Origin of the sequence: Pseudomonas sp. O230 (genome assembly GCF_045447035.1) — a bacterium.
Lineage (GTDB): Bacteria > Pseudomonadota > Gammaproteobacteria > Pseudomonadales > Pseudomonadaceae > Aquipseudomonas.
Genome location: NZ_JBJGXN010000009.1, coordinates 309,307 through 330,493 on the forward strand (window position 1 = coordinate 309,307; position 21,187 = coordinate 330,493).

Consider the following 21,187-nt stretch of genomic DNA (forward strand, 5'->3'; position numbering starts at 1 on the left):
CGCATGTATGAGGTTGGAGTGTACGAAGGCGGCGGGCCGCTACGTATGCTACTTGGGTAGCGGTCAGGCGCTTCGATGGGATGAGAGATCTATCGGGATCGACCAAACACCGCAAATCCCTGTAGGAGCCAGTTTGCTGGCGATAGCGGTGGGTCAGGCAACAATGATGGTGGCTGACACACCGTCATCGCCAGCAAGCTGGCTCCTACAGGGGATCTGCGTTGAGTTCTGGATCACCAGGTCAGCACGGCCCCCACTGCAAAGGTGTCGGTGTCTTCGTTCTGCGCGCTGGTGTTATGGCCGTTGATTTCGAACTGGTTGTACTCGGCCACCAGCTTCAGGTTGTCGTTGACGTCATGGAACAGCGCAATGCCGCGAGTCTCATAATCCGCGCCGCTGCCAACCACGCCGTTGCCGTCGTCCTTGGTTTTGCCGTAGGACAAGGCCAGGCGGTTTTTCCCCAGCTTGTACGAGCCCTGCAACAGGTAGCCGTCGCTGTCGACATTACGCAGCGTCGGTTCGCCGGCGTTGTTGGTGAAGAACGGGTTGATGCCTTTGGCCTGGAAACCGGAACCGGTCAGCGACAAACCGCCCATTTTCGCTTGAACGCCGTAACCGACACCTTTGGAGGTCACGGATTGCACCGTGGAATCGGTGTTTTCCGACGTCTGATAGCTGCCGTTGACCCAGCTGTAAATTTTCGCCCCGGCAAGGTCGAACTGATAGGTGATCTCGCTCTCGGTGCGCGGGTTTTCCTGATAGGCCTTGCCGGTCGGGCTGCTGTCGTTGGTGTCCACCGGGTCCATGATCCCCACCGCCACCCGCAGGCCGTCCATCACCGGGGTGCGGTAGGTGATCTGCGACGTCGGGAACGGGTACGGATAGCCGCTGCCGATGTTGCCGAACGACACCCCGCCACCGTCCACCAACCCCAGGGTATCGCTGACCTGACCGTAACCGGCGAGCAATTCATCGAGCAGGATGTTGGAGCGGGCAAACAGGCCGAAGTCCTTGCCGATCAGCACTTCGCCCCATTCCGGGTTGGCTACCGTGCCGTAGAACTGCCGCACATCGATGGCCGTGTCGGTGCCGTTGGTTTCGCTGTCATTGATCGTCACCCAGAACGACGCCCGGGCGCCGAGCTTGAGATCATCGACCTGCTTGCCCATGTTGAAGCCCAGGTAGTTGGGCAGAAAGCCCATTTTGACCCGCGCCTGTCGACGGTCGTATTGATCACCGGCGCGGTCCACATCGCTGTTCACATAGAAAGCGTTGATGTAGCCATCGGTGGAGAACGTAGTCTGTTCCTTGTCGTACAGCATGATCTCGGCTTCGGCTACCGAGCTCAAACCGAGGGTCGACAGGCCGGCGATCAAGGCTGGCAAGTAACGATGCTTGAAATTCTTATTGTTGTGCATGACGCGCTCCGCAGCGGGGGACTGGATGTCGGAGGCGATTATCGAAAGCTGACCGGCGGCGTCATACGCTGCCTTGGGGGCGGTTTTGAAGTGCTTTGGCGGGGCCGGTGGCGTGCAGCAAGTTCGACGTAAGACCGGGCCACAACGAGGGCCCGGAACTTAGGGTGTAAGACGGCTAGACGCCAGCCTTGAACAGCATGTAAGCAGCGACCACGACGCAGACGGTGGCGAAGCTGATCTGCAAGGCTCTGGCCGGGACTCGGGCGCTTAGTTGTCGGCCAATGATCATGCCGACGATGCTTGCGACGATGAACGACACGCCCAGACCATCGATCCGCACCCCGGCATGAAACGCACCGATCACACCGATGGCAGAAATCAGGCTGATCACCATCAGGGACGTCGCCACAATCCCGCGCATCTGCACATCGGTCAGTTGCTTGAACGCCGGGACAATCAGGAAACCGCCACCCACCCCGAGCAGCCCGGAGACCACGCCAGTCACCGCGCCGAGTGCGGCCAGGGTAGCGGTGCATTTGGCGGTCCAGGAAAAGCGCCCGGTCTGTTGATCGAGCATGCAGTTTTTCTGCCCCCAGTTGGCGTGGCCGTGGTCGCTCGGCCCGTCTTCCTGGCGCTCGCGGCGCAGCATCCGCCAGGCCACCAGGACCATCAGCAGGCTGAACAGAATCATCAGGCTTTTTTCCGGCAACTGGTGGGCGAAATAGATGCCAAACGGGGAAAAGATCGCCCCCAGCAGTGCGATCAACAGGGCTGCGCGGTAGCGTACCAAGCCATGCCGCAAACCATCGAGGGCGCCGACAGCCGCCGCGCTACCGACGGCAAACAACGCGACGGGAGCCGCTTGGGTCATGGTCAAACCCAACCCCAAAACCAATGCCGGAACCGCAAGAATGCCGCCACCGGCACCGGTCAATCCGAGGACCAGGCCCATGACCACACCAAAAAAACTTGCCAGCAACATAAAACGCTCGTGATCCGTGAAAAGAGCCGGGAACGCCCGGTATCGATGACTGACAGGATAGAGCCCACGCAGCTTTTTTCCTGCATTGAATTGATCGGGGCTGGTCAGCGCAGGGAAAATGAAACTACCCTGAACGCCTGTCCCGAAAGAAACGGCCACCATGCCCGCCTTGATTGAAGCCTTCCTCGACCCCGCCTCGTCGACCTACAGTTACGTGATCTACGAAGCCGACGGCGGCCTGTGTGCGATCGTCGACCCGGTGCTCGACTACGACCCGGCCGCCGGGCGCACCGCCACTACCCAGGCCGATAAAATCATCGCCTTTGTGGGTGAACATCGGTTGCAGGTGCAATGGCTGCTGGAAACCCACGCCCACGCCGATCATATGTCTGCCGCGCCTTATCTGCGTCGGGAGCTGGGCGGCAGGATTGCGATTGGTCAGTCGATCAGCAAGGTGCAGGGCGTCTTCAAAGGCCTGTTCAACCTTGAGCCGGAATTTGCCGTGGACGGTTCGCAGTTCGATCACCTGTTCGCCCCGGACGAATCGTTCATGATCGGCAACCTCAAGGCCACGGCGTTGCACGTGCCCGGTCATACGCCGGCGGACATGGCCTATTTGATCGGCAGCAGCGTCATTCTGGTGGGCGATACGTTGTTCATGCCGGATGTCGGCACCGCGCGCTGCGACTTTCCCGGCGGCAATGCCAATCAATTGTTCGCCTCGATCCAGAAGCTGCTGGCGTTTCCGGCCAGCGTGCGGCTTTACGTTTGTCACGACTATCCGCCTGAAAATCGCGAGCCCCAATGCCAGACCACGGTGGGTGAGCAGCGCAAAAGCAACATCCACGTTCACGACGGCATCGATGAAGCCGCGTTTGTCGCGATGCGCACCCAGCGCGATGCGGGGTTGGGGATGCCGACCCTGTTACTGGCGGCGATTCAGGTCAATGTGCGGGCGGGCCATTTGCCGCCGGCCGAAGACAATGGCGTTACCTACCTGAAAATCCCTTTGAACAAACTCTAACCTTCGATCGCTCCCCGCAGCGTGTGGGAGCGATCAACCCCCTAACGTCAACCCATTCGCCGGCAACGGCAGCGCGGTTTTATAACGCACCTGCTTGAGCGCAAAGCTTGAGCGGATGTTCGCCACACCAGGCACTTTGGTGAGGAAGTCCATCATGAAGCGCTCCAGCGACTGAATGGTCGGCACCAGCACCCGGATCAGATAATCCGGATCACCCGCCATCAAATAGCACTCCATCACTTCCGGGCGATCCGAGATCGCTTCCTCGAAATGCTGCAAGGCCTCCTCCACCTGTTTCTCCAAACTGACATGAATGAACACATTCACATGCAGCCCCAGCAGGTCGGCGTCCAGCAGCGTCACTTGCTCGCGAATCAGCCCCAATTCTTCCATCGCCTTGACCCGGTTGAAGCACGGCGTCGGCGACAGATTTACCGAGCGTGCGAGGTCGGCGTTAGTGATGCGGGCGTTCTCCTGAAGGCTGTTGAGAATGCCGATATCGGTACGGTCCAATTTACGCATGAGACAAAACCACCTGTTTTTTATGTTTATGAAGATTTTTTATCCTCAAATGATCATCAACGCAACGAAACAGAGAGAAATATTCTCCGGCGCCGAGCCTATGATGTTTGTAGGACAAGATTTCCATAACCCGTGGAATGACGGTCAGCTCACTACAAGAAATTCACAAGATCGAGCGTAGAAGCCATGAACCAAGCGTACGAACCGCTGCGCCTGCACGTCCCCGAACCCTCGGGTCGCCCAGGCTGCAAAACCGACTTCTCCTACCTGCGTCTGACCGACGCCGGCACGGTGCGCAAACCCGCCATCGACGTAGAACCCGCCGATACCGCCGACCTGGCCAAGGGCTTGATTCGCGTGCTCGACGATGAGGGCAATGCCCTCGGTCCGTGGGCCGAAGGCGTCCCGGTCGAGATCCTGCGTAAAGGCATGCGCGCCATGCTCAAGACGCGGATCTTCGACAACCGCATGGTCGTCGCCCAGCGTCAGAAAAAAATGTCGTTCTACATGCAAAGCCTTGGCGAAGAAGCCATCGGCAGCGCCCAGGCCCTCGCCTTGAACATCGACGACATGTGTTTCCCGACGTACCGCCAGCAAAGCATCCTGATGGCACGTGAAGTGCCGCTGGTCGACCTGATCTGTCAGTTGCTGTCCAACGAGCGCGATCCGCTCAAGGGCCGTCAGTTGCCGATCATGTACTCGGTCAAGGAGTCCGGCTTCTTCACCATTTCCGGCAACCTCGCCACCCAATTCGTACAAGGCGTGGGCTGGGGCATGGCCTCGGCAATCAAGGGCGACACCAAAATCGCTTCAGCCTGGATCGGCGACGGCGCCACCGCTGAGTCCGACTTCCACACCGCCCTCACCTTCGCCCACGTTTACCGTGCGCCGGTGATCCTCAACGTAGTCAACAACCAGTGGGCGATCTCGACGTTCCAGGCGATTGCCGGTGGTGAAGCGACCACGTTTGCCGGTCGTGGCGTCGGTTGCGGCATTGCCTCCCTGCGGGTTGATGGCAACGATTTTGTCGCGGTCTACGCCGCCTCGGCCTGGGCCGCCGAACGCGCCCGCCGCAACCTCGGCCCGACCATGCTCGAATGGGTCACCTACCGTGCCGGTCCGCACTCGACGTCCGATGACCCATCCAAATACCGCCCCGCCGACGACTGGAGCTATTTCCCGTTGGGCGACCCGATTGCGCGCCTCAAGCAGCACCTGGTGAAAATCGGTCACTGGTCCGACGAGGAACACGTCGCCGTCAGCGCTGAACTGGAAGCCGAAGTCATCGCCGCACAAAAAGAAGCCGAGCAGTACGGCACCCTCGCCGGCGGCCAGATTCCGAGCGCCGCGACCATGTTCGAAGACGTCTATAAAGAGATGCCGGAGCACTTGAAGCGCCAGCGTCAAGAGTTGGGGATCTGACATGAACGATCACAACAACAATATTCAGCCGGAAACCGCCATGACCACGACCACCATGACCATGATCCAGGCCCTGCGCTCGGCCATGGATGTGATGCTTGAGCGTGACGACGACGTCGTGGTGTTTGGTCAGGACGTTGGCTACTTCGGCGGCGTGTTCCGTTGCACCGAAGGCTTGCAGAACAAGTACGGCACGTCCCGCGTGTTCGATGCGCCGATCTCTGAAAGCGGCATCGTCGGTGTTGCCGTGGGCATGGGCGCTTACGGTTTGCGTCCGGTGGCCGAAATCCAGTTCGCCGATTACGTATACCCGGCGTCGGACCAGATCATTTCCGAAGCCGCCCGCCTGCGTTATCGCTCGGCCGGCGAATTCACCGCCCCGATGACCCTGCGCATGCCTTGCGGCGGCGGCATCTACGGTGGCCAGACCCACAGCCAGAGCATCGAAGCGATGTTCACTCAGGTCTGCGGCTTGCGCACGGTGATGCCGTCCAACCCGTACGACGCCAAGGGCTTGCTGATCGCCTCCATCGAAAACGATGACCCGGTGATCTTCCTTGAACCAAAACGCCTGTACAACGGCCCGTTCGATGGTCACCACGAACGTCCGGTCACGCCATGGTCGAAACACCCGGCCGCGCAAGTCCCGGACGGTTATTACACCGTGCCGCTGGACGTCGCCGCCATCACCCGCCCGGGCAAGGATGTGACCATTCTGACTTACGGCACCACCGTTTATGTGTCGCAAGTCGCCGCTGAAGAAACCGGGATCGACGCGGAAGTCATCGACCTGCGCAGCCTGTGGCCGCTGGACTTGGACACCATCGTCAAGTCGGTGAAGAAAACCGGCCGCTGCGTGGTCGTTCACGAAGCGACCCGCACTTGTGGTTTTGGCGCCGAACTGGTCGCCCTGGTGCAAGAGCACTGCTTCCACTACCTGGAAGCGCCGATCGAACGCGTCACCGGTTGGGACACCCCCTACCCGCACGCGCAAGAGTGGGCGTATTTCCCTGGCCCGACCCGTGTGGGCGCGGCTTTGAAACGGGTTATGGAGGTCTGAATGGGCACGCACGTTATTAAAATGCCGGACATTGGTGAAGGCATTGCAGAAGTTGAACTGTCGGTATGGCACGTCAAAGTCGGCGACATGGTCGTCGAAGACCAAGTGCTGGCCGATGTGATGACCGACAAGGCGATGGTCGACATCCCTTCGCCGGTGCACGGCAAGGTGATTGCGCTGGGTGGCGTGCCCGGCGAAGTCATGGCGGTTGGCAGCATCCTGATCAGTATTGAAGTCGAAGGCGCGGGCAACGTTAAAGAGTCGGCTCAGCCTGTGGTTGCCGCCGCGAAAGAAGCAGCGGCGCCGAAAGTCGAAGCCGTTGTAGCAACCAAACCCGCGCCTGCTGCAGCGCCACGAGCGGCCGCCTGCCCGGGCCCGATGGTGGCTCGCGAGGCTGACGAGCGTCCGCTGGCTTCCCCGGCTGTGCGCAAACATGCACTGGACCTCGGCATTCAATTGCGCCTGGTGCGTGGCACCGGTCCTGCCGGTCGCGTATTGCACGAAGACCTGGACGCCTATCTGGCGCAAGGTCAGTCGAATGCCTCGGCAAGCACCGCCGCTTACACCCAGCGTCACCACGAAGAACAGATCCCGGTGATCGGCATGCGCCGCAAGATCGCCCAGCGGATGCAGGACGCCACTCAGCGCGCCGCGCACTTCAGTTATGTCGAGGAAATCGACGTCACGGCCGTGGAAGAGTTGCGCGCCCACCTCAACGAAAAACACGGCGCGACCCGTGGCAAGCTGACCTTGCTGCCATTTTTGGTCCGCGCCCTGGTCGTCGCCCTGCGTGACTTCCCGCAGATCAACGCCCGTTACGACGACGAAGCCCAGGTCATCACCCGCCTCGGCGCGGTGCATGTGGGCATCGCTACTCAAGCCGACATCGGCTTGATGGTGCCGGTGGTGCGTCACGCCGAAGCCCGCAGCCTGTGGGACAACGCCGCCGAAATCTCCCGTTTGGCCAGCGCCGCGCGTAACGGCAAGGCCAGCCGCGATGAGTTGTCCGGCTCAAGCATCACCCTGACTAGCCTCGGTGCGTTGGGCGGGATCGTCAGCACTCCGGTGCTGAACTTGCCGGAAGTGGCGATCGTCGGTGTCAACAAAATCGTCGAACGCCCGATGGTAGTCAAAGGCCAGATTGTGATTCGCAAGATGATGAACCTCTCCAGCTCCTTCGATCACCGCGTGGTCGATGGCATGGACGCGGCGCAATTCATCCAGGCCGTGCGTGGCCTGCTCGAACACCCCGCCACCCTGTTCGTGGACTAATTATTAATGGAGCAGGCATGCAATCTCTGAACACCACACTGTTGATCATCGGCGGCGGCCCTGGCGGTTATGTGACGGCGATCCGTGCCGGTCAGCTGGGCATTTCGACCATTCTGGTGGAAGGCGAATCGCTGGGCGGGACGTGCCTGAACATCGGCTGTATTCCCTCAAAGGCGCTGATCCACGTTGCCGAGCAGTTCCACCAGACGCAGCACCACAGCCAACACTCAGCGTTGGGCATCAGCGTTTCCGCGCCGACCCTCGATATCAGCAAAAGCGTGGAGTGGAAGGACGGCATCGTTGATCGCCTGACCACCGGCGTCTCGGCGCTGCTGAAGAAAAACAAGGTTCAGGTTATTCAAGGCTGGGCGAAGGTGATCGACGGCAAGACCGTTGAAGTCGGCGACACGCGAATTCAATGCGAACACCTGGTGCTCGCCACCGGCTCGAAAAGCGTCAACCTGCCCATGCTGCCAATTGGCGGGCCGATCATTTCCTCCACCGAAGCCCTGGCGCCAACGTCGGTGCCGAAACGACTGGTGGTAGTCGGTGGCGGTTACATCGGTCTGGAACTGGGGATTGCCTATCGCAAGCTGGGTGCCGACGTCAGTGTGGTCGAGGCGCAGGATCGCATCCTGCCGGCCTACGACGCCGAACTGACTCAGCCTGTTCACGATGAATTGAAAAAACTCGGCGTAAAGCTTTACTTGAAACATAGCGTCCAAGACTTTGATTCTTCAAGTAATACTCTCGACGTTCTAGAGCCAAGCGGCGAGACCCTGAACCTTGAAACCGATCAGGTGCTGGTGGCTGTGGGCCGCAAACCGAACACTCAGGGCTGGAACCTCGAAGCGCTGAATCTGGACATGAATGGCTCGGCGATCAAGATCGACAACCGCTGCCAGACCAGCATGCGCAACGTGTATGCCATCGGCGACCTGAGCGGCGAACCGATGCTTGCGCACCGGGCCATGGCTCAAGGCGAGATGGTGGCCGAGTTGATCAGCGGCAAAACCCGCGAGTTCAACCCGACCGCAATCGCCGCCGTGTGCTTCACCGACCCGGAACTGGTGGTGGTCGGCAAGACCCCGGACGACGCCAAGGCAGCGGGTCTGGACTGCATCGTTTCGAGCTTCCCGTTCGCAGCCAATGGCCGGGCGATGACGCTGGAATCGAAAAGTGGCTTCGTGCGGGTCGTCGCTCGTCGGGACAATCATCTGATTGTTGGCTGGCAAGCCGTAGGTGTGGGCGTTTCGGAGCTGTCGACCGCGTTTGGCCAGAGCCTGGAAATGGGCGCTCGACTGGAAGACATCGCCGGCACGATCCATGCGCATCCGACCTTGGGCGAAGCCGTTCAGGAAGCGGCGTTGCGGGCTCTGGGCCACGCGTTGCATCTGTGAGCCAAAGCGTACGCTGACCTGTAGGAGCCGGCTTGCCGGCGATGGCGATACGTCTGGCACACCGCGTCGTATCGATCGCCGGCAAGCCAGCTCCTACAAGGAATGCATTCCGGGCTGCGAAATGGGCCCGGAATGAAGTATTGTTGTCCCCATCCAAAAAACGTCAGAAGCCTTGAACCGTTTCGACGGTTGTTAAGTGATAGAGGGTGTCATGGGTAACGAAAGCATCAATTGGGACAAGCTGGGTTTTGACTACATCAAGACCGACAAGCGCTATCTGTCGCACTACCGTAATGGTGAGTGGGACAAAGGCACCCTGACCGAAGACAATGTGCTGCACATCAGCGAAGGCTCGACTGCCCTTCACTATGGCCAGCAGTGCTTCGAAGGCATGAAGGCCTATCGTTGCAAGGACGGCTCGATCAACCTGTTCCGCCCGGATCAGAACGCCCTGCGCATGCAGCGCAGCTGTGCGCGCCTGCTGATGCCGTTCGTGGAAACCGAGCAGTTCATTGAAGCCTGCAAGGCCGTGGTCCGCGCCAACGAGCGTTTCATTCCGCCTTACGGCACTGGCGGCGCGTTGTACCTGCGTCCGTTCGTGATCGGTGTAGGTGACAACATCGGCGTGCGTACCGCCCCCGAGTTCATCTTCTCGATCTTCTGCATCCCGGTCGGCGCCTACTTCAAGGGTGGCCTGACCCCGCATAACTTCCTGATTTCCAGCTATGACCGCGCGGCCCCACAAGGCACAGGCGCGGCCAAGGTTGGTGGCAACTACGCGGCCAGCCTGATGCCTGGCTCCCAGGCCAAGAAGGCACATTTTGCCGACTGCATCTACCTGGACCCGATGACCCACACCAAAATCGAAGAAGTCGGTTCGGCCAACTTCTTCGGGATCACCCACGACAACAAGTTCGTCACCCCGAACTCGCCGTCGGTGTTGCCGGGCATCACCCGTCTGTCGTTGATCGAATTGGCGAAATCCCGTCTGGGCCTGGAAGTGGTTGAAGGCGACGTGTTGATCGACAAACTGTCGGACTTCAAGGAAGCCGGCGCTTGCGGCACCGCTGCCGTGATCACCCCGATCGGCGGTATCAGCTACAACGACCATCTGCACGTGTTCCACAGCGAAACCGAAGTCGGCCCGGTCACCCAGAAGCTCTACAAAGAGCTGACCGGCGTGCAAACCGGCGACATCGAGGCGCCAGCAGGCTGGATCGTCAAGGTTTGATCCAGCGTTTCAGGCACTAAAAAAGCCCACCCCTCGCGAATGCGTCGGGTGGGCTTTTTGTTGGTCGGCCGTTTTTCAGCGCCGGTCACTTGCTGGCGAATCACCTTGTGATCCGCCCCCCACCCGACCGGCATCCTTTTCGATCCGGGTAAACAACCACTCAACAAACACCCGTGTCTGCGCCGTCACATCCGGCGCAACACCGTAGTAATAACGCGGCAACGGCATCCGCAACTCGGGCAACGGGCAAATCAGGCGACCGCTCGAAAGGTGGGTGCCCAGCAAGGAGGTCGGGCACAAGGCAATGCCCTGTCCATCCACGGCGGCCTCAAGCACCAGGTGCATGTGATCAAACTGCCGGGTGACCTGAGTGGCTGACTGGGTTTGACCAAAGTGCAGGGCCCAATTGTGCCAATCTTCGCGGCGCGCCTTGGCGGTCAGTAACGTGTGCCGGCTCAGGGACGCGAGGTCTTCAAGGGCCAGGCGCTGGATGAGCGAGGGGGCCGCGACCAGCAACAGCTCGTCTTCGAAGAGGGCTCGCGCCTCAATCGCCGGAGCCCAATCGTCACGACCACGGCGTATGACGATGTCAAAGCCGTCGCGTGCATGATCCGGTGCCTGGGTCTGGGTAATTACCTGCGGCTTGATGTCCGGGTGTTGCGCAATGAAATCCTCCAGCCTGGGCATCAGCCACAGCATGGCAAAGGAGGGACGAACATTGATTTTTACGGTCGGCAGCGAGGCATGTTGCTTGAGCGCGGCGGCGGCGTTGGCGATCTGCGCCAGTCCGGCACTGACTTGCTCATAAAAGCGCTGACCGGCCGGCGTCAGCACCGATTGACGGACACGCCGCTCGAACAGCAGCACCCCCAAGTGTTCCTCAAGCAATTTGATATGCCGGCTGACGGCACTGTGACTGACATGCAGCTCCTCGGCCGCCAGGCTGAAACTCTGATGGCGAGCAGCAACGGAGAAGGCGCGAACAGCATTAAGCGGTGGTAGTTGATTAGTCATGCGTCTAATTTAGTCACACATGCGTTGCATTAAAAGTGTTTGTCACGTCCACGCCGTCACGCCAATCTGCCAACACGCAGCCAGCACCACCTGACGGAGCAAGACATGAACAGCTACGGTCTCTTTCTACTGTTTGCCACCCTGACCATTTTGAGCCCAGGACCTGGCGTGGTGCTGACCCTTTCCAACGCGGTGCGCCACGGATGGACAGGGGCGGTGCCGGGCATTCTGGGGATCGCGTCGGGGGCGTTTGTCGTAGCCACCATCAGCGCCACGAGTGTCGGCCTGATCCTCAGCACCTCTGCCAACGCCTTTACCGCATTGAAATACGCAGGGGCCGTCTATTTGTTGTACCTGGGTTACAAAAGCTGGCGCTCGGATCGTTTCAGTACGCGGCTTGAAACGCGCCCCTCAAGTCCGGGCTATCGCTTCCTTGAAGCGGCTTCCATCCAGTTCTTGAACCCCAAAGCGGTGTTTTTCTTTCTGGCGGTGTTCCCGCAATTCATCAACACCTCGGCGCACTTCTCCACCCAGTTCTTCAAGCTCGTCGCCTCCTACGCCGTACTGGTTGTCCTGGTGCATGGCAGCTATGCCTTGCTCGCCAATGCCGCCAAAGGCTGGTTATCGAACCCGAAAGGTTCCTGGCTGGCGGCGAAAGTCTCGGGCGTGACCTTCGCCGGTTTCGGCGTGCTGATGGCCTCGGCCAGTCGTTAAGGCGCAGAACTGGCGATCGCGCGGCGCTTGGTCTCGGTGGACGCGGGTTGTGCTGTCGTTACCTGAACCGGCAGTTCAACGGCAAACCGGCTGCTGAATTCCTTTCGCCCCGTTGCCGTCAACGTCAGCGCCCGACTGTCCAGGTTCTGCGTCACCCATTTGCGCTGGATCGCCGTCTGCAACAACGCCGCCCCCAGTGAACCGCCCAGATGCGGCCGGCGCATGCTCCAGTCCAGGCAGGGACAGGCGAACCGCCGGCGCAGGGTGTTCAGGTCCTTGACCTCAATGCCCAATCCTTCAAACAACACTTCGCCGCTGTCGCTCAGCCGATAAGCCTGCTCATCGGTTTCCAGCAACCAGCCTTTTTCCAGCAGCCGGTCATGCAGCAACACCGCCAGCGTGCCAGCCATGTGGTCGTAACAGGTGCGGGCAAATTGCAGGCGGGCCGGGGTGCGCGGGCTGAAGGTCGGCGCGCTGTTTTGGCCGATCACCATCAGTGCTTCCAGCGCCTGGGCCACGCGTTTGTCCGCGAGGCTGTAATAGCGATGGCGCCCCTGAACGTGCAGACGCAGCAACGCCAGTTCCTTGAGTTTGGCCAGGTGCGCGCTGGCTGTGGAGGCGCTAACTTCGGCAATCGCCGCCAGCTCGGTGCTGGTGCGGGCGTGGCCGTCCATCAACGAACACAACATTCTGGTCCGGGCCGGTTCGGCAATGGCCGCCGCCACGTGTGAAACACCGAGGTCGTGTGGTTCTGCGTTCATATTTCGTTCCCGGACGAATCAAGCCCCTTTCGGACTGGAGATAGTAGCAACACTTTCCCCACCACGAACAAGGCTGCGCCCCATGGACCCGATCATCGCTGCGACCCATGCCGATCCTTATCCTTATTACGCGCATCTGCGCGCTCAAGGTGGACTGGTGTTTCATCAGGGACTGAAACTGTGGGTGGCCAGCAGCGCCAAGGCGGTGGCAACAGTGCTCGCGCATCCTGACTGTCACGTTCGGCCGACGCATGAGCCCGTACCCAAGGCGATTGCCAGCGGCATGGCCGGCAAGGTTTTCAGGCAGTTGATGCGGATGAACGAGGGCGAATCCCAGCGTTGCCCGAGGTCGGCGATTCAGCCGGGGCTGGCGCTGATTGACGTGGAGGACATCAATGCGTTGGTCAGCGCGCGTTGGCTCAGCCCGGACGCCGAAGGGCTGCACAAGGCAATGTTCCGTGGCCCGGTGTGCGTGGTGGCAGCGTTGCTGGGTTTTTCGCCCGCACAGGCTCGGGTGATCAGCGAGCTGACCGGGGATTTTGTCGCGTGCCTGACACCCCTCAGCGATCAGCCGCAACTGGACGCTGCGCATGCGGCGGCGGAACAGTTGCGTGGCTATTTCATTGAGTTGCTGGCTGACCCGGACAATCAAAGCACCCTCCTTGCCGGTATTCGCCAACGGTTTGCGGCAACCTCCGACGCCGGCGAGTCCTTGATCGCCAATCTGATCGGCCTGTTCTCCCAGACGTATGAAGCCACCGCCGGATTAATCGGCAATGCATTGCTGGCGTTGATTCGAAACCCGCAGTGGCTGAACGACTCGATCAACCTTGACGACCTGTTGGCCGAAGTCCAGCGCTTCGATCCGTCCGTGCAGAACACCCGTCGTTTCGTGGCTGCGTCGTGTGAAATCGATGGCGTGAACTTCAACGCGGGCGATGTGATTCTGGTGCTGCTGGCGTCGGCCAATCGCGATTCGCAGCTCAACGACCATCCTGACGCATTCATGCTCGAACGTGCGCAGCGTCGCAGTTTCGCCTTCGGCGCCGGTCGTCATCAATGTCCGGGGCAGGTGCTGGCCATGAGCATCGCCCATGCCACGTTGAGGCAGATCCTGGCGTTGAAACCCGCACTGGAGCACTTGACCTGGTGCTACCGCCCTTCCTTGAATGGCCGAATTCCGCTGTTCACATGAAGTGCACCGCCGCGCATTAGTTACATCAGGTTAAGGGTGTAATGACTGGCGATGCGTTTATCGCGAGTGACTTTCTCCATAGAGTCACTGTGATCAATGTCAGCGAGGCGCCATCGATGCAAACCCAACTGGACAAATCCCTGAGTGCTTTTGCGCGTGCAGACCTCATGCAAGGCCCCACGCCCATTCAACGCGCCGAACGCCTTGAGCAGCTATTGGGCCTGCAGGCGCGAGGAATTCGCCTGTTTCTCAAGCGTGACGATCACATGTTGCTCGGCGGTGGCGGTAACAAACTGCGCAAACTCGAATTCCATATCGGTGCTGCGCAGCAGGCCGGCATTGATACAGTCATTACCGTCGGCGGCGTGCAGTCCAACCATGCACGACTGACCGCAGCGGTCTGTGCGCGTTTGGGCATTGACTGTGAATTGATCCTCACCCGCTCCGTCCCCAAATCCGAGGTGGATTACGAACTCAACGGCAACGTGCTGCTCGACCAATTGTTTGGCGCACAGCTACAAGTGCTTGCCGCAGGCACCGACTCACTCGCTCGGGCCGAGACTCGCGCGGGTCAACTTCGGGAATCGGGGCACAAGGTGCTGGTGATTTCAATGGGCGGCTCAACCCCGCTGGGCAGTCTCGGTTATGCGCGTTGCGCCGCGGAAATTGCGCAGCAGGAGACGGCACTCGGCCTGACCTTCAATCAGGTCGTGGTGCCCAACGGCAGCGCCGGCACCCACGCCGGACTCGCGACCGGATTCCAGTTGCTCGGCCGAGGCACCTCGATCGTCAAGTCTTACTCGGTGTTATCGGATCGGGATTCGTCAGCGACCCGAACCCTGAAACTGACCCAGGACACCTTGGCACTACTGGGCAGCAGCGCCAGCGTACGACCCGAGGAAATCGTGATCGACGGCAGTCAACTGGGCGAAGGTTACGGCCTGCCGACCCAGGCCATGCAAGACGCCGTACGTCTGATGGCCCGCGCCGAAGGTCTGTTGATCGACCCGGTGTACTCCGGCAAAGCGTTTGCCGGCCTGGTGGCCGATCTGAAACAAGGTCGTTTCCGTGACGGCGACAACGTGCTGTTCGTGATGACCGGCGGGACACCGGGGTTGTATGCGTATCGGGAGACGTTTCAGGGTTGACGTCAACCTGCGGAACCCTCGATCGACCTCGTGATCGTACATCGTCGGAAATTTTCCCCACCAGAATATAAAACCTGCCATCACCTCTAACCTAGATGACAGGTTTGTATTTTCAGGCCACAACCTACAAATCAATCATCCCGCGTCAGCACTTCCAGCAATTCAATCTCGAAAATCAGGTTCGAATTCGGCGGGATCGCCCCCATCGTGCGTTCGCCGTAGGCCAGATGCGCCGGCACCAACAATTTGCGCTTGCCACCAATCTGCATGCCTATGATCCCCTGATCCCAACCCTTGATCACGCGACCGGTGCCAATCACACACTGAAAAGGCTTACCCCGACTGTAGGAAGAATCGAACTCGCTACCGTCTTCCAGCCAGCCACGATACTGGGTGGTGATCAGCGCACCTTTGACGGCAGCTTTGCCGCAGCCCGCTTCAAGATCGATTACCTGCAGTTCATCATTCATCACGTTCACTCTATTGTTCACTCGCCCAATTGGGCGTAACAGGCGCCGTTTTCCCAGAACCGTGCAGAATTGGCAACCCATGCGATCTGTTTCCGCCATTAGCCGTGAATTAAGATAGGCAGCACCTACCCCAAGGATCAAAACGCCATGATGGCAACCACTGCATGATTTATGTCTGGACCGGCGCAGCCATTTGCGCGTTGCTGCTTGCCCTGATTATCGCGCTGATCTGTCGCGAGCGTTCGCTGCGAAAGCAGCTCGACGAACATCGCGCACTCATCACCCAGCTGTCCGAACGGCAAACCATTCACCAGGATGGCGATGCCGAACGCTTCAAACGCAGCCAGTATTTTGCCCGGATCGGCACTTGGGACTGGGATGTCGATACCGATCGGCTCTACTGGTCCGATGCGATCTACGGCATGTTCGGCTTCAAGATCGGCGAAGTGACGCCCTCCTACGCCTTGTTTTGCGCCTGCGTGCACCCCGACGACCGGATCAGGGTGCGGGCCGGTGAGTTGCGGTGCCTGGAAACCGGCGAGAATCATGACGAGGAATACCGGGTCGTCTGGCCCGACGGCACCATTCGCTGGCTACGCGAGACCGGCAACGTGGTGAAGAACGACCACGATGAAACGATCAAGATGATGGGTGTGGTCCGCGACATCACCGAGGAAAAAGCCTCCGCCAGTTACTTGCAGCACCTGGCGCACTTCGACCCGTTGACCGGCCTGCCCAATCGGTTGGTGCTCGAAGAACGCCTGTCCCAGGCACTGGAGCAGGCGCGGATCAATGGCACGCGAGTAGCCCTGGTGTTCGTCGACCTCAATGGCTTCAAGGCCATCAACGACCATTACGGCCATGCCGCCGGAGACCGCGTACTCGTTACCACCGCTACTCGCCTGAAGCGAATCCTGCGCGCAACCGACACCGTCGCCCGCATCGGCGGCGACGAATTCGTGGTCATCCTCCAGGGCCTGCCTCAAGGTGGCAGCCTGCAAGACGAAGCCCGGCGCATCTGCCAGAAAATCTTCGTCGAACTTTCACCGCCGGTGACCATCGGCAACGACCAGCGCCACATCGGCACCAGCCTGGGCGTCGCGGTGTTCCCGGACCATGCGCCGAGCATGGACCGGTTGATTCATATTGCCGACCTGGCGATGTATGCGGCCAAGCGCAGCGGGAACAATCAGTACCGGTTGGGTGAGCAGGGGTTAAGCCACAGTCGGGTGGAGTGAACCGCTAACGGTGTCACTGACGGCCTACCGCTCTACCGGCGTGATATCCATGATCGTCCCATTGGTGATCATCACCATCATGTACTTGCCATTGATCTGCACCCACTGCGCCTGTTCTTTGGGTGCTTTCAGGCCCTTCGCCTTCCAGTTGCCGATGGCCTTCTCGCTGCGTTGATAAACATCCGGGGCGCGGTCGCCGACCACCAGTTCGCGGGTGTTGTTGACGCCGGGCTGGACGGTTTTTTGCGGTTCATCGGCTAGAACGACCGGGCTGATACCGGCGAGGCCTGCAACGAGGGCGAGGCTGGCGATAAGGGTCTTGCTGTTCATCGGTGAACCTCCAGTGATGTGCGATACCTGAACTCCGACTGCGGCGGCACAGAAACATTCCTTATGGTTGCGTGACATCGGCAACGACGCGCCATTCATACAATCATTGCAGGTCAGGCTGACGCCTGCCGTCACAGCCTTTATCCTTGTGCCCCCCGCCGTACCGAGTTCTGGAGTTTCGCCATGCCCCATGAAGGCAACCTGTTGCAAGCCGCTGTTGTGTTTCTGTTCGCGGCGGTGCTCACCGTTCCTCTGGCCAAGCGCCTGCAACTGGGCGCGGTGCTCGGCTATCTGTTTGCCGGGGTGATCATCGGGCCGTCGGTGCTTGGGTTGATCGGCAATCCGCAAAGCGTCAGCCATATTTCCGAACTCGGCGTGGTGTTGCTGCTGTTCATCATCGGTCTTGAGCTGTCGCCACGGCGCTTGTGGGTGATGCGCAAAGCGGTGTTTGGCGTCGGCTTGGCGCAGGTGCTGCTGACCGGATCGGTGATTGGCGTAGTGGCGCTGTTCGTGTTTGGCCAGCCGCTGAACAGCGCAATTGTGCTGGGGCTCGGCCTGGCGCTGTCCTCCACGGCTTTCGGCCTGCAAAGCCTGGCCGAGCGCAAGGAGCTGACCAGTCCTCATGGACGGCTGGCGTTCGCGATTCTGCTGTTCCAGGACATCGCGGCGATCCCGCTGATCGCCATGGTGCCGCTGCTGGCGGGCGGCGATCACACCAGCAGTGCTGCCGATGACTTGAATCACGGTTTGCGCGTGCTGGGCAGCATCGCCGTAGTGGTGATCGGCGGACGTTATCTGCTGCGCCCGGTGTTCCGCGTGGTGGCCCGGACCGGTCTGCCGGAGGTTTCCACTGCCACCGCGTTGCTGGTGGTGATTGGCACGGCGTGGCTGATGGACCTGGTTGGCGTGTCCATGGCGCTGGGGGCGTTCCTCGCCGGTTTGCTGCTGGCGGATTCCGAATATCGTCACGAACTGGAAGCGCAGATCGAACCATTCAAGGGCTTGCTGCTCGGGTTGTTTTTTATCAGCGTCGGCATGGGCGCGAATCTCAGTCTGTTGCTCAGCGCTCCGATCACGGTACTGGGCCTGACGCTGCTGCTGATCGCCATCAAGTTGCCGCTGCTGTTTGTCGTGGGGCGACTGGCCGGTGGCTTGGGCAAGGTCAGTGCGATTCGCCTCGGCATCGTACTGGCGGCGGGCGGTGAGTTTGCGTTTGTGGTGTTCAAGATCGGCCGCGATCAGGGTTTGTTCGAACCGCGCCTGTACGATTTGCTGGTGCTGACGATCACCCTGTCCATGGCGGTGACGCCGCTGTTGTTGCTGATCTGCGCACGACTGGTCAGCCCGAAAGTGCAGCCGGTGGTGGTGCCGGAGAAATTCCGCGAGATCGACACCGACGAACCCCGCGTGGTAATCGCCGGTATGGGCCGAATGGGGCAGATCGTCGCCCGTATTCTGCGCGCGCAGAACATCAAGTTCGTCGCCCTCGACACCTCGGTGGAAACCATCGAGCTGTCACGCAGCTTTGGCGGCGTGCCGGTGTTCTACGGCGACCCGATGCGCCCGGAAATCCTCAGCGCAGCCAAGGTCGAACAAGCGGAATACTTCATCATCGCCACCGATGACCCGGACACCAACATCAAGACCGCCGAGGTGGTGCACAGGTTGTACCCGCACATCAAGATCATCGCCCGCGCCCGAAACCGTCAGCATGTGCACCGGTTGGTGGACCTGGGGGCCGAGGCGATTCGGGAAACCTATTATTCGAGCCTGGAAATGAGCCGGCGCACGCTGGTCGGGCTGGGTCTGACCCAGGCGCAGGCGGATGCACGGATCAAACGTTTCAAGCATCACGACGAACAAGTGCTGGAAGCTCAGCATGCGGTGTATGACGATGCGGCGAAGGTGCTGCAGACCGCGCAGGAAGCCAGGGCGGAACTGGCGAAGCTGTTCGAGTCGGATCAGCTGGAAGAAGAATCCAGTAAGCGTTGAGGTGAATTTGAGGGCCTCATCGTCGGAACGCCGCCCGGACCAAGCCTGCTCCCATAGGGTTCGTGGGTATACGCAAAATCGGAGTTACCCCGAATCATCGTGGGAGCGGGCTTGCCCGCGATGAACGATGACGAGGTGTATCTGGATAAATAACGATTTCAAAGGAATCCACAATGGCTGCCGATCAACCTTCTCCCGCCCTCAAGGAAATCTTCAACGCCGAGCGCCTCAAGCACATCGCCACGGAGATGACCGCGGTCTACCCCGACTTCAACGCCAGGGCGTTCTTGAAACGGGCCAACGACGGGCTGGCCGAGCTGTCGATCATGCAGCGCATGGCCCGGGTCAGCGAATCCCTGCACGCGGTGCTGCCGTTGAGTTTTGAAGAGTCGCTGGAGGTACTGCGCGCCCTCGCCCCACGCCTGAACAGCGGTTTCGTCAGCATCTCGCTGCCTCACTACGTCGCGACCTATGGCGCCCATGCTTTCGAGCCGTCCATGGCGGCGCTCAAATACTTCACCACCTTCGGCTCCGCTGAATTCGCGATCCGCTATTTCCTGCGCACTGACCTCAAACGCACGCTGGCCGTGATGCACGATTGGTCGCTGGATAAAAATGAACATGTCCGGCGCCTTGCCAGCGAAGGCTGTCGCCCGCGGCTGCCGTGGTCATTTCGCCTGGAGCAGATCCAGGCTGACCCGAGCCTCGCCGCCGCGATCCTCGACAATCTCAAGGCGGACGACAGTCTTTACGTGCGCAAGTCGGTGGCCAACCACCTCAACGACATCACCAAGGACCACCCCGAGTGGGTACTGGACCTGATCGAAGGCTGGTCGCTGGAGAACAGGCACACCGCGTGGATCGCCCGACATGCACTGCGCAGCCTGATCAAACAGGGCAACCAGCGGGCGCTGGCGATCATCGGCGCGGGCGGCAAGCCTGAGGTCGAGATCATTGAGGTGAAGGTCGAACCGGCGGTAATTGCCCTTGGCGAGAAAATCACCTTGTCTTTCAGTGTTAAATCGACGGTCGAGGACAGTCAGCGACTGGTGATCGACTACGCCATCGATTACGTCAAGGCCAACGGCAGCACGTCGGCGAAAGTATTCAAACTTAAAGCGCTGACGTTGCCCGGCAAGGCCTGCGAGCGCATCGCCCGTGGTCAGCACATCAAGGCGCTCACCACCCGCAAGCACTACGCAGGCACGCATGCAGTGCATGTGCTGGTGAACGGTGAACGCCTGGCCAGCACCGCCTTCGAGATTACCGCTGACGCTGATTGATCCCATTGCCGGCCCTACCGGGCAACATGCGCGTCAGGGTGTTGTCGCGGACCCAGTAGTGATGGAACAACCCCGCCGCCGCGTGCAACCCGATCAGCCAGTAGCCGCTGCTACCGAGCAGCTCGTGCCAGTACTTGAATTGCTTGGCCAGGTCCGGATCGACCGCTACCACTGAAGGCAGGTAGAAACCGAACCAAGGCATCGGCTTGCCACCTGCCGACAGCATCAACCACGCCAGGAGCGGCGTGGCGATCATCAGCCCATACAACGCCAGGTGCATCAGGTGCGACAGGCCGGTCTGCCAATGGGGCAGCGCCGGGCTAATCGGCGGTCGCGGCGTCAAACGCCCGAGCAACCGCAGCCACACCAACACAAATATGCTCAGGCCGAACACGCCGTGCAGGCCGAGAAACAATCCCTTCAGTGCGTGCCCCTTGGGCAACAGGCCTTTGATTTCGATGCAGGCATACACGCCCACAAACAGCGCCAGCATCAGCCAGTGCAAGGTGATCGACAGTTTTCCATAACGCTGGGTGGTTGAATCGCGGGTCATAAAGGGCCTCATGAAGTCATAACCGGCTGCCGACTCATTCGCGCAGCCCGGATCCGGTGCGTGACCGAACCGACGGACGCCACCTTGCCCGCCCAGTCTTAAGACAATCTGAAGACAGCCCGAGCAAACCTTTCGCCACCTTCAGACTTCGTTAAGAA

General features: G+C 60.2%; 20 protein-coding genes. 12 read left to right on the top strand and 8 right to left on the bottom strand.

Annotated features, from left to right (window positions below; all coding sequences use genetic code 11):
- Nucleotides 1–233 precede the first annotated feature (233 nt).
- Nucleotides 234–1,418 (bottom strand): porin, encoded by a 1,185-nt coding sequence (locus tag ACI77H_RS21150; RefSeq protein ID WP_407013663.1) that lies wholly within the window; start codon nucleotides 1,416–1,418, stop codon nucleotides 234–236.
- A 175-nt stretch (nucleotides 1,419–1,593) separates the two neighbouring features.
- Nucleotides 1,594–2,400 carry a sulfite exporter TauE/SafE family protein gene (locus ACI77H_RS21155; protein WP_407013664.1) on the bottom strand — a complete coding sequence of 269 codons (807 nt, stop codon included), beginning with the start codon at nucleotides 2,398–2,400 and terminating at the stop codon, nucleotides 1,594–1,596.
- Nucleotides 2,401–2,560: 160 nt separating this feature from the next.
- Here ACI77H_RS21155 and ACI77H_RS21160 point away from each other — a divergent pair, with 160 nt between their 5' ends.
- Nucleotides 2,561–3,424 (top strand): MBL fold metallo-hydrolase, encoded by an 864-nt coding sequence (locus tag ACI77H_RS21160; protein ID WP_407013665.1) that lies wholly within the window; start codon nucleotides 2,561–2,563, stop codon nucleotides 3,422–3,424.
- A 33-nt stretch (nucleotides 3,425–3,457) separates the two neighbouring features.
- Here ACI77H_RS21160 and bkdR read toward each other — a convergent pair whose 3' ends face one another.
- Nucleotides 3,458–3,946, bottom strand: coding sequence for a Bkd operon transcriptional regulator BkdR (gene bkdR / locus ACI77H_RS21165; RefSeq protein ID WP_083376506.1), 489 nt, complete (start codon nucleotides 3,944–3,946; stop codon nucleotides 3,458–3,460).
- 186 nt (nucleotides 3,947–4,132) lie between these two features.
- Between bkdR and ACI77H_RS21170 the strand changes: the two genes are divergently transcribed.
- The 5 genes from ACI77H_RS21170 (at nucleotide 4,133) to ACI77H_RS21190 (ending at nucleotide 10,331) form a co-directional block, all read left to right on the top strand.
- Nucleotides 4,133–5,368 carry a 3-methyl-2-oxobutanoate dehydrogenase (2-methylpropanoyl-transferring) subunit alpha gene (locus ACI77H_RS21170; RefSeq protein WP_407013666.1) on the top strand — a complete coding sequence of 412 codons (1,236 nt, stop codon included), beginning with the start codon at nucleotides 4,133–4,135 and terminating at the stop codon, nucleotides 5,366–5,368.
- Between the two features lies 1 nt (nucleotide 5,369).
- Nucleotides 5,370–6,428, top strand: a complete 1,059-nt coding sequence (locus ACI77H_RS21175; protein ID WP_407013667.1) for an alpha-ketoacid dehydrogenase subunit beta — start codon at nucleotides 5,370–5,372, stop codon at nucleotides 6,426–6,428.
- The gene (locus tag ACI77H_RS21180; RefSeq protein WP_407013668.1) at nucleotides 6,429–7,700 is read left to right on the top strand and encodes a dihydrolipoamide acetyltransferase family protein; all 1,272 of its coding nucleotides are present in this window, start codon (nucleotides 6,429–6,431) and stop codon (nucleotides 7,698–7,700) included.
- A gap of 17 nt (nucleotides 7,701–7,717) precedes the next feature.
- Nucleotides 7,718–9,100: a dihydrolipoyl dehydrogenase gene (gene lpdA / locus ACI77H_RS21185; protein ID WP_407013669.1), complete on the top strand. Its 1,383-nt coding sequence runs from the start codon at nucleotides 7,718–7,720 to the stop codon at nucleotides 9,098–9,100.
- 211 nt (nucleotides 9,101–9,311) lie between these two features.
- The gene (locus ACI77H_RS21190) at nucleotides 9,312–10,331 is read left to right on the top strand and encodes a branched-chain amino acid aminotransferase (RefSeq protein WP_407013670.1); all 1,020 of its coding nucleotides are present in this window, start codon (nucleotides 9,312–9,314) and stop codon (nucleotides 10,329–10,331) included.
- Between the two features lie 75 nt (nucleotides 10,332–10,406).
- Here the strand turns inward: ACI77H_RS21190 and ACI77H_RS21195 are convergent, their stop codons facing one another.
- Nucleotides 10,407–11,345: a LysR substrate-binding domain-containing protein gene (locus ACI77H_RS21195; protein ID WP_407013671.1), complete on the bottom strand. Its 939-nt coding sequence runs from the start codon at nucleotides 11,343–11,345 to the stop codon at nucleotides 10,407–10,409.
- Between the two features lie 105 nt (nucleotides 11,346–11,450).
- On the opposite strand from ACI77H_RS21195, the gene ACI77H_RS21200 reads away from it, so the two are divergent.
- On the top strand, nucleotides 11,451–12,059 hold the full coding sequence (locus ACI77H_RS21200; protein ID WP_407013672.1) for a LysE family translocator: 609 nt from the start codon (nucleotides 11,451–11,453) through the stop codon (nucleotides 12,057–12,059).
- On the opposite strand, the gene ACI77H_RS21205 is transcribed toward ACI77H_RS21200, so the two are convergent.
- Nucleotides 12,056–12,820, bottom strand: coding sequence for an ArsR/SmtB family transcription factor (locus ACI77H_RS21205; RefSeq protein ID WP_407013673.1), 765 nt, complete (start codon nucleotides 12,818–12,820; stop codon nucleotides 12,056–12,058). The two genes, ACI77H_RS21200 and ACI77H_RS21205, sit on opposite strands and share 4 nt — an antisense overlap.
- Nucleotides 12,821–12,902: 82 nt before the next feature.
- Between ACI77H_RS21205 and ACI77H_RS21210 the strand changes: the two genes are divergently transcribed.
- Both ACI77H_RS21210 and ACI77H_RS21215 read left to right on the top strand, forming a co-directional pair.
- Nucleotides 12,903–14,015: a cytochrome P450 gene (locus ACI77H_RS21210; RefSeq protein ID WP_407013674.1), complete on the top strand. Its 1,113-nt coding sequence runs from the start codon at nucleotides 12,903–12,905 to the stop codon at nucleotides 14,013–14,015.
- A gap of 116 nt (nucleotides 14,016–14,131) precedes the next feature.
- The gene (locus ACI77H_RS21215; RefSeq protein ID WP_407013675.1) at nucleotides 14,132–15,163 is read left to right on the top strand and encodes a D-cysteine desulfhydrase family protein; all 1,032 of its coding nucleotides are present in this window, start codon (nucleotides 14,132–14,134) and stop codon (nucleotides 15,161–15,163) included.
- Between the two features lie 131 nt (nucleotides 15,164–15,294).
- Here the strand turns inward: ACI77H_RS21215 and ACI77H_RS21220 are convergent, their stop codons facing one another.
- A complete protein-coding gene (locus ACI77H_RS21220; RefSeq protein WP_407013676.1) occupies nucleotides 15,295–15,633 on the bottom strand; it encodes an FKBP-type peptidyl-prolyl cis-trans isomerase in 339 nt (112 codons plus the stop codon).
- Between the two features lie 164 nt (nucleotides 15,634–15,797).
- On the opposite strand from ACI77H_RS21220, the gene ACI77H_RS21225 reads away from it, so the two are divergent.
- A complete protein-coding gene (locus ACI77H_RS21225) occupies nucleotides 15,798–16,871 on the top strand; it encodes a diguanylate cyclase domain-containing protein (RefSeq protein WP_407013677.1) in 1,074 nt (357 codons plus the stop codon).
- A 24-nt stretch (nucleotides 16,872–16,895) separates the two neighbouring features.
- On the opposite strand, the gene ACI77H_RS21230 is transcribed toward ACI77H_RS21225, so the two are convergent.
- Nucleotides 16,896–17,201 (bottom strand): RcnB family protein, encoded by a 306-nt coding sequence (locus tag ACI77H_RS21230; RefSeq protein ID WP_407013678.1) that lies wholly within the window; start codon nucleotides 17,199–17,201, stop codon nucleotides 16,896–16,898.
- 183 nt (nucleotides 17,202–17,384) lie between these two features.
- Between ACI77H_RS21230 and ACI77H_RS21235 the strand changes: the two genes are divergently transcribed.
- Nucleotides 17,385–19,193: a monovalent cation:proton antiporter-2 (CPA2) family protein gene (locus ACI77H_RS21235; RefSeq protein WP_407013679.1), complete on the top strand. Its 1,809-nt coding sequence runs from the start codon at nucleotides 17,385–17,387 to the stop codon at nucleotides 19,191–19,193.
- Nucleotides 19,194–19,366: 173 nt separating this feature from the next.
- Nucleotides 19,367–20,476 (top strand): DNA alkylation repair protein, encoded by a 1,110-nt coding sequence (locus tag ACI77H_RS21240; protein WP_407013680.1) that lies wholly within the window; start codon nucleotides 19,367–19,369, stop codon nucleotides 20,474–20,476.
- Here the strand turns inward: ACI77H_RS21240 and ACI77H_RS21245 are convergent.
- Nucleotides 20,457–21,029: a cytochrome b gene (locus ACI77H_RS21245; RefSeq protein ID WP_407013681.1), complete on the bottom strand. Its 573-nt coding sequence runs from the start codon at nucleotides 21,027–21,029 to the stop codon at nucleotides 20,457–20,459. The genes ACI77H_RS21240 and ACI77H_RS21245 overlap by 20 nt on opposite strands.
- Nucleotides 21,030–21,187: the final 158 nt, after the last annotated feature.

Bases quoted from the DNA above. Each gene is read 5' to 3' on its own strand.
- ACI77H_RS21160 (WP_407013665.1), top strand. From the start codon at position 2,561: ATGCCCGCCTTGATTGAAGCCTTCCTCGACCCCGCCTCGTCGACCTAC.
- ACI77H_RS21170 (WP_407013666.1), top strand. From the start codon at position 4,133: ATGAACCAAGCGTACGAACCGCTGCGCCTGCACGTCCCCGAACCCTCG.
- ACI77H_RS21175 (WP_407013667.1), top strand. From the start codon at position 5,370: ATGAACGATCACAACAACAATATTCAGCCGGAAACCGCCATGACCACG.
- ACI77H_RS21240 (WP_407013680.1), top strand. From the start codon at position 19,367: ATGGCTGCCGATCAACCTTCTCCCGCCCTCAAGGAAATCTTCAACGCC.
- ACI77H_RS21155 (WP_407013664.1), bottom strand. From the start codon at position 2,400: ATGTTGCTGGCAAGTTTTTTTGGTGTGGTCATGGGCCTGGTCCTCGGA.
- ACI77H_RS21150 (WP_407013663.1), bottom strand. From the start codon at position 1,418: ATGCACAACAATAAGAATTTCAAGCATCGTTACTTGCCAGCCTTGATC.
- ACI77H_RS21225 (WP_407013677.1), top strand. From the start codon at position 15,798: ATGATTTATGTCTGGACCGGCGCAGCCATTTGCGCGTTGCTGCTTGCC.
- ACI77H_RS21215 (WP_407013675.1), top strand. From the start codon at position 14,132: ATGCAAACCCAACTGGACAAATCCCTGAGTGCTTTTGCGCGTGCAGAC.
- ACI77H_RS21210 (WP_407013674.1), top strand. From the start codon at position 12,903: ATGGACCCGATCATCGCTGCGACCCATGCCGATCCTTATCCTTATTAC.
- ACI77H_RS21230 (WP_407013678.1), bottom strand. From the start codon at position 17,201: ATGAACAGCAAGACCCTTATCGCCAGCCTCGCCCTCGTTGCAGGCCTC.
- ACI77H_RS21235 (WP_407013679.1), top strand. From the start codon at position 17,385: ATGCCCCATGAAGGCAACCTGTTGCAAGCCGCTGTTGTGTTTCTGTTC.
- ACI77H_RS21245 (WP_407013681.1), bottom strand. From the start codon at position 21,029: ATGACCCGCGATTCAACCACCCAGCGTTATGGAAAACTGTCGATCACC.
- ACI77H_RS21220 (WP_407013676.1), bottom strand. From the start codon at position 15,633: ATGAATGATGAACTGCAGGTAATCGATCTTGAAGCGGGCTGCGGCAAA.
- bkdR (WP_083376506.1), bottom strand. From the start codon at position 3,946: ATGCGTAAATTGGACCGTACCGATATCGGCATTCTCAACAGCCTTCAG.
- ACI77H_RS21200 (WP_407013672.1), top strand. From the start codon at position 11,451: ATGAACAGCTACGGTCTCTTTCTACTGTTTGCCACCCTGACCATTTTG.
- ACI77H_RS21190 (WP_407013670.1), top strand. From the start codon at position 9,312: ATGGGTAACGAAAGCATCAATTGGGACAAGCTGGGTTTTGACTACATC.
- ACI77H_RS21195 (WP_407013671.1), bottom strand. From the start codon at position 11,345: ATGACTAATCAACTACCACCGCTTAATGCTGTTCGCGCCTTCTCCGTT.
- lpdA (WP_407013669.1), top strand. From the start codon at position 7,718: ATGCAATCTCTGAACACCACACTGTTGATCATCGGCGGCGGCCCTGGC.
- ACI77H_RS21180 (WP_407013668.1), top strand. From the start codon at position 6,429: ATGGGCACGCACGTTATTAAAATGCCGGACATTGGTGAAGGCATTGCA.
- ACI77H_RS21205 (WP_407013673.1), bottom strand. From the start codon at position 12,820: ATGAACGCAGAACCACACGACCTCGGTGTTTCACACGTGGCGGCGGCC.